The organism is Pseudomonas sp. Marseille-Q1929 (genome assembly GCF_017316265.1).
GTDB lineage: Bacteria > Pseudomonadota > Gammaproteobacteria > Pseudomonadales > Pseudomonadaceae > Aquipseudomonas.
Map to the genome: position 1 here is coordinate 31,140 of NZ_JAFLWU010000014.1, position 14,675 is coordinate 45,814.

11 protein-coding genes and 4 tRNA genes are annotated in these 14,675 nt (G+C 58.2%); 12 read left to right on the forward strand and 3 right to left on the reverse strand.

Going from position 1 to position 14,675, the window contains the following annotated elements; all coding sequences use genetic code 11:
• The first annotated feature begins 59 nt into the window (after positions 1-59).
• Positions 60-722: a peptidase C39 family protein gene (locus J1G37_RS16370; protein WP_207043363.1), complete on the forward strand. Its 663-nt coding sequence runs from the start codon at positions 60-62 to the stop codon at positions 720-722.
• A gap of 164 nt (positions 723-886) precedes the next feature.
• On the opposite strand, the gene pbpG is transcribed toward J1G37_RS16370, so the two are convergent.
• Positions 887-1,810, reverse strand: coding sequence for a D-alanyl-D-alanine endopeptidase (gene pbpG / locus J1G37_RS16375; protein ID WP_124528849.1), 924 nt, complete (start codon positions 1,808-1,810; stop codon positions 887-889).
• 328 nt (positions 1,811-2,138) lie between these two features.
• Here pbpG and J1G37_RS16380 point away from each other — a divergent pair, with 328 nt between their 5' ends.
• Entirely contained in the window at positions 2,139-2,837 is a 699-nt protein-coding gene (locus J1G37_RS16380) for an alpha/beta hydrolase (protein ID WP_207043373.1), read from the forward strand.
• Positions 2,838-2,918: 81 nt separating this feature from the next.
• Here the strand turns inward: J1G37_RS16380 and folD are convergent, their stop codons facing one another.
• Positions 2,919-3,773 carry a bifunctional methylenetetrahydrofolate dehydrogenase/methenyltetrahydrofolate cyclohydrolase FolD gene (gene folD / locus J1G37_RS16385; RefSeq protein ID WP_207043375.1) on the reverse strand — a complete coding sequence of 285 codons (855 nt, stop codon included), beginning with the start codon at positions 3,771-3,773 and terminating at the stop codon, positions 2,919-2,921.
• Positions 3,774-4,053: 280 nt separating this feature from the next.
• Here folD and J1G37_RS16390 point away from each other — a divergent pair.
• The 10 genes from J1G37_RS16390 to J1G37_RS16435 all read left to right on the forward strand — a co-directional run bounded on the left by J1G37_RS16390 (position 4,054) and on the right by J1G37_RS16435 (position 13,468).
• Positions 4,054-4,130, forward strand: a tRNA-Arg gene (locus tag J1G37_RS16390).
• A gap of 32 nt (positions 4,131-4,162) precedes the next feature.
• Positions 4,163-4,238 (forward strand) — tRNA-His (locus J1G37_RS16395).
• A gap of 57 nt (positions 4,239-4,295) precedes the next feature.
• A tRNA-Leu gene (locus J1G37_RS16400) sits at positions 4,296-4,380 on the forward strand.
• A 79-nt stretch (positions 4,381-4,459) separates the two neighbouring features.
• Positions 4,460-4,535 (forward strand) — tRNA-His (locus J1G37_RS16405).
• Positions 4,536-4,935: 400 nt separating this feature from the next.
• Complete coding sequence (gene tig, locus J1G37_RS16410) at positions 4,936-6,246, forward strand: trigger factor (RefSeq protein ID WP_207043376.1); 1,311 nt, start codon at positions 4,936-4,938, stop codon at positions 6,244-6,246.
• A 91-nt stretch (positions 6,247-6,337) separates the two neighbouring features.
• Positions 6,338-6,973: an ATP-dependent Clp endopeptidase proteolytic subunit ClpP gene (gene clpP, locus J1G37_RS16415; protein WP_017736926.1), complete on the forward strand. Its 636-nt coding sequence runs from the start codon at positions 6,338-6,340 to the stop codon at positions 6,971-6,973.
• Positions 6,974-7,085: 112 nt separating this feature from the next.
• Complete coding sequence (gene clpX, locus J1G37_RS16420) at positions 7,086-8,369, forward strand: ATP-dependent Clp protease ATP-binding subunit ClpX (protein WP_017136464.1); 1,284 nt, start codon at positions 7,086-7,088, stop codon at positions 8,367-8,369.
• Between the two features lie 175 nt (positions 8,370-8,544).
• Complete coding sequence (gene lon / locus J1G37_RS16425) at positions 8,545-10,941, forward strand: endopeptidase La (RefSeq protein WP_207043378.1); 2,397 nt, start codon at positions 8,545-8,547, stop codon at positions 10,939-10,941.
• Between the two features lie 150 nt (positions 10,942-11,091).
• A complete protein-coding gene (locus J1G37_RS16430) occupies positions 11,092-11,364 on the forward strand; it encodes an HU family DNA-binding protein (protein WP_003174819.1) in 273 nt (90 codons plus the stop codon).
• A gap of 229 nt (positions 11,365-11,593) precedes the next feature.
• Positions 11,594-13,468, forward strand: coding sequence for a SurA N-terminal domain-containing protein (locus J1G37_RS16435; RefSeq protein ID WP_207043381.1), 1,875 nt, complete (start codon positions 11,594-11,596; stop codon positions 13,466-13,468).
• 48 nt (positions 13,469-13,516) lie between these two features.
• Here J1G37_RS16435 and J1G37_RS16440 read toward each other — a convergent pair whose 3' ends face one another.
• Entirely contained in the window at positions 13,517-14,674 is a 1,158-nt protein-coding gene (locus J1G37_RS16440; protein WP_207043383.1) for an MFS transporter, read from the reverse strand.
• Between the last annotated feature and the right edge of the window lies 1 nt (position 14,675).

The window sequence follows — 14,675 nt, forward strand, 5'->3', positions numbered from 1 at the left end:
CGTGGCGCGGCGCCCTATGATCAGGACCCTTACCGGCAGTTGATCAAGAGAGTAAAAAATTGCGGTTACGGTCGAACGTGAAAACATCCGTGTTGCTGGCCTGTGCCCTCGGGCTTGCGGCCTGTTCCGGCAGCCCCTCGAAACTGCCGGGCCTGCCGGAGCGGGTCGAGCTCAATGGCGTGCCGACCTTTCGCAGCGAGGCTTATCAAAGTGGCCCTGCGGCACTAGCCAGCATGCTGTCGCAACAAGGCATTGTCATGACACCGGGCTTGTTGGATAAGCCACTGCGCTTGCCCGGTGGCGAGGCGGACCTGGAGCGCAACATGCAGGTGCTGGCGCGTGAGTACGGGCTGATGGTGTATCCGCTGGATCCCCAGTTGACGGCGGTGCTGGCACAGGTTGCAGCCGGTTACCCGGTGATGGCGCGGATTGGCGGGAGCCTGTGGTCGGACGCACGGTACGTGGTCGTGGTGGGCTTCAATCAGCAGAAAAGCACGGTGCTGCTGCGCTCCGGAATGGACCGGCGCCTGTTGATGAGCTTCAGCGAGTTTGAATCGAAGTGGAAGAGCGCCGGGAGTTGGGCGATCCTCACCCAGCGGCCCAGCCAGTTGCCGGCCAAGGTCGATGCGCAGCGCTGGCGTGAGGCGGCGAATGCCACGGCCCAGGCCGGGCAGGAGCGGGCGGCGGCGCAGGCGCTTAAGGTGTTGGCGGAAACCAAGTAACAGGCAACACCCGAGATCTCATAGGCGAGCGGGCTTTGTGTGGGAGCGGGCTTGCTCGCGAATGCGGTGGGTCAGTTGAAATGCCTGTAACTGACACACCGTCTTCGCGAGCAAGCCCGCTCCCACACAAGCCCGCTCCCACACAAAGCAGCTCTCAGATTCTTTTAGCGGCGCACTTCAGCCGCATTCGGCCGATTCTTCAGGTTCTTGTCAGCCTTGTAGCGCAACGCGACATCCGGCACCGAACCACTCTTGCCCGTCTCGACCCAATTGCGAATCCGGCTTGCATCGGCGAAGTGGGTGAATTTGCCGAACGCATCGAGGATCACCAGCGACACCGGACGGTTACCCATGCTGGTCACCAGCACCAGGCAGTGGCCGGCCTGGTTGGTGAAGCCGGTCTTGGTCAGCTTGATGTCCCAGTTGGCACGGTTGATCAGGTGGTCGGTGTTGGAGAAGCCCAGGGTGTAGTTGGGTTTGCGGAACGAAACCGTCTTTTCCTTGGTGGTGCTCAACTGGCTGAGCAGCGGGTAATGGCGCGCGGCGGCCAGCAGCTTGCTGAGGTCACGGGCGGTGGACACGTTGTGGATCGACAGGCCGGTGGGCTCGACATAGTGGGTGCTGGTCATGCCCAGCGCCTTGGCCTTGGCGTTCATCGCCGCGATAAACGCCGGGTAGCCGCCCGGGTAGTGGTGGGCCAGGCTGGCAGCGGCGCGGTTTTCCGAGGACATCAGGGCGATCAGCAGCATTTCTTTACGCGGCATTTCGCTGCCGATCTTCACGCGGGAGAACACGCCTTTCATTTCCGGCGTGTCCTTGATGTTGATGTCGATGTATTCGTCCATGTTCTGCTTGGCTTCGAGCACCACCAGGCCAGTCATCAGTTTGCTCACCGAGGCGATAGGCACCACCACGTCGGGGTTGCTGGAGTAGATGACTTTGTTGGTCTGCAAGTCCACCAGCATGGCGCTGCCGGAGGCGATTTGCAGTTTGGACGTGTCACGCGGCGCCTGGGTGGTTTCGGCGGCGTGGGCGAAAGTGCCTGTAAAGACAAAAAATAGGCTGGCAATAGAGAGACGAATTTTCACGCGGATGAACTCGCTAAAAAGTAAGGAAATACCGTTGGCAAACGGGTTTTGTGACAAATGCCGTTACATTTTAGGAGTATGGATCAGAAAACGATAGAGAGCCTTTAAATAAAGGCTGTAAGACGATGATTGGTAGGGTTTGTACCGATTTTGTAGCGGTTGGGAGCGTGCAGTCAGGTGGCCGGTTCGCGCTGCATGCAATCGTACGTAGTTGAGCTTTAATGAACACACCCAAAAACGTCTGCAGTCGGGTGCCTGAAGTCATGGTTGGACGGCTCGACACTGCTCCACTCTGCGGATCCTTTTCACTGACAGCGGAGTTCCAGCAATGAGTAATAAACCGACGATTTTGCTTGTGCACGGGTTTTGGGGTGGTGCGGCGCACTGGAGCAAAGTGATTGTTGAGCTGAATCGCAAGGGTTATACGGCCATACGGGCGGTCGAGATGCCGCTGACCTCACTGGCCGACGATGCTGAACGTACGCGCAAAATGATTGCCCAGCAAAAAGGGCCAGTACTGCTGGTGGGGCATTCGTATGGGGGCGCGGTCATTACCGAAGCGGGCGACCAACCCAATGTCATCGGGTTGGTCTATATAGCGGCCTTCGCCCCGGATGCCGGGGAGAGCCCGGGCGAAATCACCCAGCGCAACCTGCCCCAGGGCGCAGCGAACCTTGAGCCTGACAGCGACGGGTACCTGTGGGTAAAACAGGATAAATACCCTGAGAGCTTCTGCCAGGATCTGCCTGCCGACGAGGCGTTGGTCATGGCGGTTACGCAAAAGGCACCGCTTGCCAGCACCTTTGGCGATACGATCACGGCGCCTGCCTGGAAGAAGAAGCCGTCCTGGTATCAAGTGTCCAGCGACGACCGGATGATCCATCCTGAAAACCAGCGGCTGATGGCGGCAAGGCTCAAACCCCGGGGCACGATTACCTTGGCGACCAGCCACGCTTCGCTGGCAACCAGGCCCGCCGAGGTGGCCGCGTTTATTGATGAGGCTGCGGTTGCTGCTTCGAGCGCCTGATCCTGGGGCATCGTGGCGGGTTTTCTGCCGGCAATAAAAAAGCCCTGCGTGAGTGCAGGGCTTTTTCATGGCTGCCGGTTATCAGCCGTGCAGTGTTTCGGCCGCGTACAGCGTGTTTTCCAGCAGGCAGGCACGGGTCATCGGGCCTACGCCGCCTGGGACCGGTGTGATCCAGCCGGCACGGGGCAGGGCGGTGTCGTACACCACGTCGCCCACCAGCTTGCCGTCTTCCTGGCGGTTGATGCCGACGTCGATGACGATGGCACCTTCCTTGATCCACTCACCTTTCACCAGGCCCGGCTTGCCGGCGGCAACCACCACCAGGTCAGCACGGCCGACGTGGCCGGCGAGGTCTTTGGTAAAGCGGTGGGTCACGGTGACGGTGCAACCCGCCAGCAGCAGTTCCATGGCCATCGGGCGCCCGACAATGTTGGACGCGCCGACCACCACGGCGTCGAGGCCGTACAGATCCACACCGGTGCTTTCCAGCAAGGTCATGATGCCTTTGGGCGTGCACGGGCGCAGCAGCGGAATGCGCTGGGCGAGGCGGCCGACGTTATAAGGGTGGAAACCGTCAACGTCCTTGTCCGGGCGGATGCGCTCCAGCAGCTTGGACGCGTCCAGGTGCTCGGGCAGCGGCAATTGCAACAGGATGCCGTCGATGGCCGGGTCGTCATTCAGGCTGTCGATCAGGTCGGTCAGGGCCTGTTGGGTGGTGTCGGAAGGCAAGTCGTAGGCCTTGGAAATAAAGCCGACCTCTTCACAGTCTTTACGCTTGTGCGAGACATAAACCTGAGAGGCAGGATCGCTGCCGACCAGGATCACCGCGAGGCCAGGCGTGCGCAAGCCTTGCTGGCTACGCTCGGTGACTCGTTTGGCGATCTGCTGGCGCAGGCTGGCGGCGATTGATTTGCCGTCGATAAGTTGTGCAGTCATTACGCGTGATTAACCATCGAGAGGGGGAAGAAATGTGTGCGCATTCTCGCATGCCACGGCGTGAGGGCAAAGGCGCTTGGTCTGCAAATTGCCCTAACCCCTTAAATAAAATGAATTTTTTTCAAAAAAGATTTGACGGCTTTCCGAGGCGTCTATACTATTCGTCGCACTTGTCGGGCACAGCCTAGCACTGGTTAAGAAGGTCGAGCAGAATAGCGTGTTTGTTCTGCAAGGCTGGAAGCACTTAGTTTGTAATCCTCCAAGAGTACAGATTAATAAGGCGCCCGTAGCTCAGCTGGATAGAGCATCCGCCTTCTAAGCGGATGGTCGCAGGTTCGAGTCCTGCCGGGTGCGCCATTAGGCAGCTTTGGCACAAGTAGCGTTAGATGGTGGGCGTAGCTCAGTTGGTAGAGCACGGGATTGTGACTCCCGTTGTCGAGGGTTCGATCCCCTTCGTCCACCCCATATTTTGAAAAGGCGCCAGATTAAACGTCTGGCGCCTTTGCTTTAAGAGCTTCAAGCGCGGATGTGGTGGAATTGGTAGACACACTGGATTTAGGTTCCAGCGCCGCGAGGCGTAAGAGTTCGAGTCTCTTCATCCGCACCAATTTCAAGGCGTCGCCCTGCCGCAAGGTGAGGTGAGGTTCAACAAAGAAGATGTTTGAGTTCTTTGTTAATGCAATATGGTGGGCGTAGCTCAGTTGGTAGAGCACGGGATTGTGACTCCCGTTGTCGAGGGTTCGATCCCCTTCGTCCACCCCATATTCGAAAGGCGCCAGATTTAACAGTCTGGCGCCTTTTTTGGTTTTAGCGGTGCAGATTTTCGGCGGCTGCAGGTTCTGGGTCGCAAGGCCAGGGCGCTTCATCGTATTTATGTGTCTCGATGATGCTGCGCTGTCTGCCAGCCCTGTTTGCAGGGTGGGCCGTCAGGGAAATGAATGGCGACCCCTTCTATATATAGAAGGGGCGGCGCAGAGCCCTGGCGTGATGGGATGTATTTGTCACCGGGGCGAGGTGCATCCGTGCCTTCGTACCGATAAATTGCCGGCTGTTTTCGGGCATATTTCCAGCAGGGTGACTTCTTGAGTTTGACCCTCTAGAATGCATGCCCTTGATTGGGGTCGGAAATGGCCGGCTAACGTCTGTGCAACGAGGAATATCCATGCAAGTTTCTGTTGAAAATACTACTGCTATCGAGCGCCGCCTGAGCATTACCGTGCCGGCAGAGCGTATTGAGACTGCGGTCAACAAGCGTCTGCAGCAGACTGCCCAGAAGGCCAAGATCGCTGGTTTCCGTCCAGGCAAAGTGCCGATGAGCGAAATCAAGCGTCGTTTTGGTGCTGATGCGCGCCAGGACGCTGTGGGTGACGTGATCCAGGCTTCCTTCTACGAAGCCGTAGAAGCGCAGAACCTGAAACCAGCTGGCTCGCCTTCCATCGAGCCTAAGTCCCTGGAAGCTGGCAAGGACCTGGAATACGTTGCCGTATTCGAAGTGTTCCCAGAGTTCGAAGTTGCCGGTTTCGATGGTATCGCCGTAGAGCGCCTGAGCGCTGACGTGGCTGATGCCGACCTGGACAACATGCTGGAAATCCTGCGCAAGCAGAACACCCGTTTTGAAGTGACCGATCGCGCCGCTCAGAACGAAGACCAACTGAACATCGATTTCGTTGGCAAGGTTGACGGCGAAGTATTCGCTGGCGGCTCCGCCAAGGGCACTCAGCTGGTGCTGGGCTCCAACCGCATGATCCCTGGCTTCGAAGACGGCCTGGTAGGCGCTAAAGCTGGCGAAGAGCGTGTTCTGAACCTGACTTTCCCTGCTGACTACCAGAACCTGGACCTGGCTGGCAAAGCCGCCGAGTTCACCGTGACCGTCAACAGCGTTTCCGAGCCTAAGCTGCCAGAGCTGAACGAAGAGTTCTTCGCTCAATTCGGCATCAAGGAAGCGACCCTGGAAGGTTTCCGCACCGAAGTTCGCAAGAACATGGAGCGCGAACTGCGCCAGGCGATCAAATCCAAGGTGAAGAACCAGGTGATGGACGGCCTGCTGGCCGCCAACCCGATCGAAGTGCCTAAGGCCCTGCTGTCCAACGAAGTGGATCGCCTGCGCGTTCAAGCGGTTCAGCAGTTCGGTGGCAACATCAAGCCTGACCAACTGCCGGCCGAGCTGTTCGAAGAACAAGCCAAGCGCCGCGTTGTGCTGGGTCTGGTCGTGGCGAAAGTGGTTGAGCAGTTCGACCTCAAGCCTGACGAAGACCGCGTTCGCGAAATGATCCAGGAAATGGCTTCGGCCTACCAGGAGCCTGAGCAGGTCGTGGCTTGGTACTACAAGAACGACCAGCAGCTGAACGAAGTACGTTCGGTTGTGCTGGAAGAACAAGTTGTGGATACTGTTCTGCAGAAGGCTAAGGTGACCGATAAAGCGGTCTCTTACGAAGAAGCAGTCAAACCGGCGGAAGCAGCACAAGCCGACTGATTGTCCAACTCGTTGGAAATACAACCATAAGCCAGCCTCGCGCTGGCTTATGCGTTTTCAAGACATGACTATTTGGGAGTAACTGCAGAGCATGTTCCGTAATTCCTATATTCAGCAGAACTCTGATATCCAGGCCGCTGGCGGCCTGGTCCCGATGGTTGTCGAGCAGTCTGCTCGTGGCGAGCGCGCCTATGACATCTACTCGCGTCTTCTCAAGGAGCGAGTGATTTTCCTGGTCGGCCCTGTAGAGGACTACATGGCCAACCTGATCTGTGCGCAACTGCTGTTCCTTGAAGCGGAAAACCCGGACAAGGACATCCATCTCTACATCAACTCCCCAGGCGGCTCGGTAACGGCGGGTATGTCGATCTACGACACCATGCAGTTCATCAAGCCAAACGTGTCGACCACCTGTATCGGCCAGGCCTGCAGCATGGGCGCATTCCTGCTGACCGCAGGTGCCGAGGGCAAGCGTTTCTGCCTGCCTAACTCGCGTGTGATGATTCACCAGCCACTGGGCGGTTTCCAGGGCCAGGCATCGGACATCGAGATTCACGCCAAGGAAATCCTCTTTATTCGTGAGCGTCTCAACACGCTGATGGCCAAGCACAGCGGTCGCACCTTGGAAGAGATCGAGCGTGACACCAACCGTGACAACTTCATGAGCGCCGAAGCCGCACGTGATTACGGGTTGATCGACGCTGTGATCGACAAGCGCCCCGCTTAATATAAGCCGCTCAAAATAGGGCTGGTCGGCATGTCCGACCACTTGCGGGCTTGAAAAAGCCCGCATAAGCCTTCATCTTGTGTTGCAAGCCTATCGGATTTGGATCGAACGAATGACTGACACCCGCAACGGCGAGGACAACGGCAAGCTGCTCTATTGCTCCTTCTGCGGCAAAAGCCAGCATGAAGTGCGCAAGTTGATTGCCGGCCCCTCGGTGTTTATCTGCGACGAGTGCGTCGACCTGTGCAATGACATCATCCGCGAGGAGGTGCAGGAAGCCCAGGCCGAGAGCAGTGCGCATAAATTGCCTTCGCCTAAAGAAATCAGCGGCATCCTTGATCAGTATGTGATTGGTCAAGAGCGTGCAAAGAAGGTTCTGGCCGTAGCGGTGTACAACCACTACAAGCGCTTGAACCAGCGTGACAAGAAAGGCGACGAAGTTGAACTCGGCAAGAGCAACATCTTGCTGATCGGTCCTACAGGTTCGGGTAAAACCCTGCTTGCAGAAACCCTCGCTCGCCTGCTGAACGTTCCGTTCACCATCGCCGACGCCACCACCCTCACCGAGGCTGGCTACGTGGGTGAAGATGTCGAGAACATCATTCAGAAACTGCTGCAGAAGTGCGACTACGACGTAGAGAAGGCCCAGATGGGTATTGTCTACATCGACGAAATCGACAAGATCTCGCGCAAGTCCGACAACCCGTCGATCACCCGGGACGTTTCCGGTGAAGGCGTGCAGCAAGCCCTGTTGAAACTGATCGAAGGCACGGTCGCTTCCGTACCGCCACAAGGCGGCCGCAAGCACCCGCAGCAGGAATTCCTGCAGGTTGATACGCGTAACATCCTGTTTATCTGTGGTGGCGCGTTCTCCGGCCTCGAAAAGGTCATCCAGCAGCGTTCTACCCGTGGCGGCATTGGTTTCGGTGCAGAAGTACGCAGCAAGGAAGAAGGCAAGAAGGTGGGCGAGTCCCTGCGTGAAGTCGAGCCTGACGATCTGGTCAAGTTCGGTCTGATCCCGGAGTTCGTTGGCCGTCTGCCGGTCCTGGCGACGTTGGACGAGCTGGATGAGGCTGCTTTGATTCAGATCCTCACCGAGCCGAAGAACGCCCTGACCAAGCAATACGCGAAGCTGTTCGAAATGGAAGGCGTGGACCTCGAGTTCCGTACCGACGCGCTCAAATCGGTGGCCAAGCGGGCACTGGAGCGCAAGACCGGTGCACGTGGCCTGCGTTCGATCCTCGAAGGCGTATTGCTCGACACCATGTACGAAATCCCCTCGCAGTCCGAGGTGAGTAAAGTGGTGATCGACGAAAGCGTCATAGAAGGCAAGTCCAAGCCACTGTATATCTACGAAAACAGTGAGCCGGCTGCCAAGGCTGCGCCTGACGCGTAAGCGTTTGGCGGTTGCTTTACAAACAAGGGGCCTCTAGGGGCTCCTTTGTTTTTTGTATCAGTTTTAGCTGTAGGACTTTTCCTGCGTTTAACTGCTGGCATTGAGCTTGTTTTTTTCGCAAGCAGCCCCCATCTTGGCTTCAAGCTTATTTTTCATCTGTCATAGAGGCGAAATCATGAAGACCACCATTGAATTGCCTCTCCTGCCGTTGCGTGATGTCGTCGTCTATCCGCACATGGTTATCCCGCTGTTCGTGGGGCGCGAGAAGTCTATCGAAGCCCTTGAGGCAGCGATGACGGGCGACAAGCAAATCCTGCTGTTGGCCCAGAAGAATCCTGCTGATGATGATCCAGGCGAAGACGCCCTGTATCGCGTTGGTACCATTGCCACTGTCCTGCAATTGCTCAAGCTGCCTGATGGCACCGTCAAGGTGCTGGTGGAAGGCGAGCAGCGCGGTGCGGTCGAGCGCTTCATGGAGGTGGATGGTCACCTGCGCGCGGAAGTGGCGCTGATCGACGAAGTCGAAGCCCCAGAGCGCGAGTCCGAAGTTTTTGTACGCAGCCTGCTCTCGCAGTTCGAGCAGTATGTGCAACTGGGCAAGAAAGTCCCGGCTGAAGTCCTGTCCTCCCTCAACAGCATTGATGAGCCAAGCCGCCTGGTCGATACCATGGCCGCGCACATGGCGCTGAAAATCGAGCAGAAGCAGGACATCCTCGAGATCATCGACCTGTCCACCCGTGTCGAACACGTGTTGGCGTTGCTGGATGCCGAAATTGACCTGTTGCAGGTTGAAAAGCGCATCCGTGGTCGTGTGAAGAAACAAATGGAGCGCAGCCAGCGCGAGTACTACCTGAATGAGCAGATGAAGGCCATTCAGAAAGAACTCGGCGACAGCGAGGACGGCCACAACGAAATCGAAGAGCTGAAAAAGCGCATCGATGCCGCAGGCCTGCCCAAGGACGCCCTGACCAAAGCCACTGCCGAGCTGAACAAGCTCAAGCAGATGTCGCCGATGTCGGCCGAAGCCACCGTGGTGCGCTCCTACATCGACTGGCTGGTGCAAGTGCCGTGGAAGGCGCAGACCAAAGTGCGCCTGGACCTGGCCCGCGCCGAAGATATTCTCGACGCCGACCACTATGGCCTCGAAGAAGTCAAAGAACGCATCCTCGAATACCTCGCCGTGCAAAAACGCGTGAAGAAGATTCGTGGTCCGGTGTTGTGCCTGGTTGGCCCACCGGGTGTGGGCAAAACCTCCCTGGCCGAGTCCATCGCCAACGCGACCAACCGCAAATTCGTGCGCATGGCCCTCGGCGGCGTGCGTGATGAAGCGGAAATCCGTGGCCATCGCCGTACTTACATCGGTTCGATGCCAGGAAGATTGATTCAAAAGATGACAAAGGTGGGTGTACGCAACCCGCTGTTCCTGCTCGATGAAATCGACAAAATGGGCAGCGACATGCGTGGCGACCCGGCGTCGGCCCTGCTGGAAGTGCTCGACCCCGAGCAGAACCACAATTTCAACGACCATTACCTGGAGGTCGACTACGACCTGTCCGACGTAATGTTCCTGTGCACCTCCAACTCCATGAACATCCCGCCAGCCTTGCTGGACCGGATGGAAGTGATTCGTCTGCCGGGCTACACCGAAGACGAGAAGATCAACATCGCCGTCAAGTACCTCGCGCCCAAGCAGATTTCGGCCAATGGCCTGAAGAAGGGCGAGATCGAATTTGAAGTCGGCACGATCCGCGACATCGTCCGCTACTACACTCGTGAAGCCGGTGTGCGTGGCCTGGAGCGCCAGATCGCGAAGATCTGCCGCAAGGCGGTCAAGGAACATGCGCTGGAAAAACGCTTCTCGGTGAAGGTCACGGCCGACGCCCTGGAGCACTTCCTTGGCGTGCGCAAATTCAGCTACGGCCTGGCCGAGCAGCAGGATCAAGTCGGTCAGGTCACTGGCCTGGCATGGACCCAGGTGGGCGGCGAGTTGCTGACCATCGAAGCTGCGGTGATCCCAGGCAAGGGCCAACTGATCAAGACCGGTTCATTGGGTGATGTGATGGTCGAATCCATCACCGCCGCGCAGACCGTGGTGCGCAGCCGCGCCAAGAGCCTGGGGATTCCCCTGGACTTCCACGAGAAGCACGACACCCATATCCACATGCCAGAAGGGGCGACCCCGAAGGATGGCCCTAGCGCTGGTGTAGGCATGTGCACGGCCCTGGTGTCGGCATTGACGGGTATTCCTGTGCGTGCGGATGTCGCCATGACCGGCGAAATTACCTTGCGCGGCCAGGTATTGGCGATCGGTGGCCTGAAAGAGAAATTGCTAGCGGCTCACCGTGGCGGTATCAAGACCGTGATCATTCCTGAAGAGAATGTTCGCGACTTGAAGGAAATTCCTGACAACATCAAGCAGGATCTGCAGATTAAACCGGTTAAATGGATTGACGAGGTCCTGCAAATTGCGCTGCAATACGCGCCGGAGCCCTTGCCGGATGTGGCTCCCGAGATAGTTGCAAAGGACGAAAAACGCGAGTCTGATTCCAAGGAAAGAATTAGCACGCATTAATGCGAATAAGCCTGGGGGCTTCCTTGACAGCTTTTTAGAGCCCTTGTTATAAAGCGGCTCTTATAAGTGTCTGTAGGCCATTCAGCACTGGTTTTTGCTTTCACCAAAAAACTTAGAATCATACTCAATAGATATATAAGGGGACTTAGAGTGAACAAGTCGGAACTGATTGATGCTATCGCTGCATCCGCTGATATCCCGAAAGCTGCTGCTGGCCGTGCGCTGGATGCAGTAATCGAATCCGTCACTGGCGCTCTGAAGGCCGGCGACTCCGTAGTACTGGTAGGCTTCGGTACTTTCTCTGTGACTGACCGCCCAGCTCGCACTGGCCGTAACCCACAGACTGGCAAAGCACTGCAAATCGCTGCTGCCAAGAAACCAGGTTTCAAAGCCGGTAAAGCCCTGAAAGAAGCGGTTAACTAAGCTTCGATCCAGCCTTTACCTACCCGGGTCGAACGCAGGTTCGACCTGGCAGCGGAGCGGCAGCAGACCCACGTATCCATTGGGTCGCCAAGCCGGGGGGCGGTTAAAGCCCCCGTCCGCTCCGCCAGTTGCGAGAAGGCGCATCCTTGGATGCGCCTTTCTTATATCCGTACTCTACCCACGCTCCACGGTTGCCAATTTTTGAAGTTCAACCGTTTCTGGGGGACGCATGCTGCAAAATATCAGGGACAATTCACAAGGCTGGATTGCCAAGACCATTATCGGGATCATCGTCGCGTTGATGGCGTTCACCGGTATCGAAGCCATTTTCCAGGCTTCCGGTAACAACAAGCAGGACGTGGCCAAGGTCAACGGTGAAGAGATTACTCAAACCGAATTGAGCCAGGCCGTCGATATGCAACGCCGTCAGCTGATGCAACAGCTGGGCAAGGATTTCGACGCTTCGCTGCTGGACGAAAAACTGCTGCGCGAAGCGGCCCTCAAGGGTTTGATCGATCGTAAGCTGTTGCTGCAAGGCGCTGCGGACTCCAAGTTCGGCTTCTCCGAAGCGGCACTGGACCAGACGATCCTGCTGACGCCTGAGTTCCAGGTGGACGGCAAGTTCAGCCCTGAGCGCTTCGACCAGGTGATCCGTCAGCTGGGCTACAGCCGTATGCAGTTCCGTCAGATGCTGACCCAGGAAATGCTGATCGGCCAGGTTCGCGCAGGTATTGCTGGCAGCGGTTTTGTCACCGATGCTGAAGTGCTGGCATTCGCCCGTCTGGAAAAACAGACCCGCGATTTCGCCACCGTCAACATCAAGGCCGACCCGGCTGCGGTGAAGCTCACCGACGACGAGGTCAAGGCTTACTACGACCAGCACGCCAAAGAGTTCATGACCCCGGACCAGGTGGTCATCGACTACCTGGAATTGAAGAAGTCTTCTTTCTTCGACCAGGTCACCGTCAAGGACGAAGAGCTGCAGGCTGCCTATCAGAAAGAAACCGCCAACCTCGCTGAACAGCGTCGTGCCGCGCACATCCTGATCGAAGTCAACGACAAGGTCACCGAGGCGCAAGCCAAGGCCAAGATCGAAGAGATCCAGGCGCGCCTGGCCAAGGGTGAGAAGTTCGAAGCCCTGGCCAAGGAGTTCTCCCAGGACCCAGGTTCTGCCAATAACGGCGGCGACCTTGGCTTTGCCGGCCCTGGCGTCTACGACCCGGACTTCGAAACCGCCCTGTACGCGTTGAACCAGGACCAGGTCTCGGCACCGGTTCGCTCGTCCTTCGGTTGGCACTTGATCAAGCTGTTGGGCGTTGAAGCACCCCAAGTGCCATCGTTTGCCAGCCTGAAAGACAAGCTGACCCGCGAGCTCAAGACCCAACAGGTCGAGCAGCGTTTTGTCGAAGCGACCAAGCAATTGGAAGATGCGGCATTCGAGGCCTCCGACCTGGCTCAGCCAGCGTCCGACTTGAAGCTGACCGTGCACACCTCCGCGCCGTTTGGCCGTGAAGGTGGCGAAGGTGTTGCGGCCAACCGTGCCGTGCTCACCGCCGCGTTCAGCCCGGAAGTGCTGGATGAGGGTGCCAACAGCACCGCCATTGAGCTGGACCCGGAAACCATCATCGTGCTGCGTGCCAAAGAGCATCTGAAGCCAACGCAACTGCCGCTGGAAAGCGTAGCAGCGGCGATTCGCGCACAGATGACCAAGGAACGTGCAAGCGCAGCTGCCAAGGCTCACGCTGACGAGTTGATCGCCAGCCTGCGTGAAGGCAAGACGCCATTGACCCAACCGGTCGATGGCCAGGCGTGGAAAGTGACTGAAGCGGCCAGCCGCAATCAGGAAGCGATCGACCCTGCCGTGCTGCAAGCCCTGTTCCGCATGCCCAAGCCTGCGGCCAAGGACAAGCCGACCTTCACCACCGTGACCCTGGCTGACGGTAGCCTGGTGATCGTACGCTTGAACGGCGTCAACGAAGCAGCTGCTCCAACGGACGAAGAAAAGGCGCAAATCCGCCGCTTCCTCGCTTCCCGCGTTGGCCAGCAAGATTTTGCTGCGTACCGCAAGCAGTTGGAAAGCCAGGCTGACATCAAGAAGTTCTGATGCCCGCTTGAACAAAAAGCCCCCGGCCTGAAAAGGCCGGGGGCTTTTTCATGGGCGTTTGCAAAGGGCCAGGACCATCAGCGCCACCACCGCCCACGGAAATGCAATCACCCCCCAGCCCTGCAGCAGCAGGCCGCCGACTAATCCCCCGCCCGCGATGCCCAGGTTCCACACCGTGACCAGCATCGACTGCGCGGCATCCGCCGAGTCGCCAGCGGCCTTGGCCAGTGCCGTTTGCAACAAGGCTGGCAGGCCACCGAAGGCCAGGCCCCATAAGGCCACGGCGAGGTAGATCACGCTCGGCGACGTGAGCCAGAACGCCAACGCCAGGGCGATCAACCCAAACAGCGCGCAACTGATCAGCACCAGCTTGCGCAGCCAGCGATCGATCAACACGCCCGTCATCCAGATGCTCAACAGCGCGGCGAGACCGAAGACCAGCAGCACGCGGTCGATATCCCCCGCAAGCCCGGCGGGAACCAACAGCGGGGCGATGTAGGTATAGAGAATGTTGTGGGCCAGTACGTAGGTAAATGTCACCCACAGCACCGGACGAATCCCTGGCAAGGTCAGTACCTGACGCAGCCCCAGGCGCTTGCCGGTGGCTTGACCGGCAAAATCCGGCAGTTGCCAGCGCGCCCAGATCAGCAACACCAGCGTCAGCCCGGTCATGATCGCAAAGCTCAGGCGCCAGCCTACGACGGTTCCCAGCAAGGTGCCTGCCGGGACGCCGAGGGATAACGCCAGCGGCGCCCCCAGCATCGCCACGGCAATCGCTCGGCCTTGCAGGTGCGGCGTGACCATCCGGCTCGCATAACCTGCCAGCAGCGCCCAGAGAAGTCCGGCGAAGACCCCGGCGAAAAAGCGCGCCACCAGGGTCAGCCCGTAATGGCTGGAGAACGCGGTGATGCTGTTGACCAAGGCAAAGCCACCGATGGCCACCAGCAGCAACGGGCGCCGGCGCCAGCCGCGGGTCCACAACGTCAGCGGGATGGCGGCGAGCAACGAACCCAGGGCGTACAGCGTGACCAATTGGCCGACGAGGGCGGGTGACACTCCCAGGCCTTCGCCCATTTGTGGCAGAAGCCCGGCGGGCATGGCTTCGGTGAGGATGGTGATAAACCCGGCGAACGCCAGTGCCAATAAACCGCCTAGCGGTAGCGTATCGCCTTGGGTTGTCGTTGCAGGTTCGGTAAGTGCTGTCATG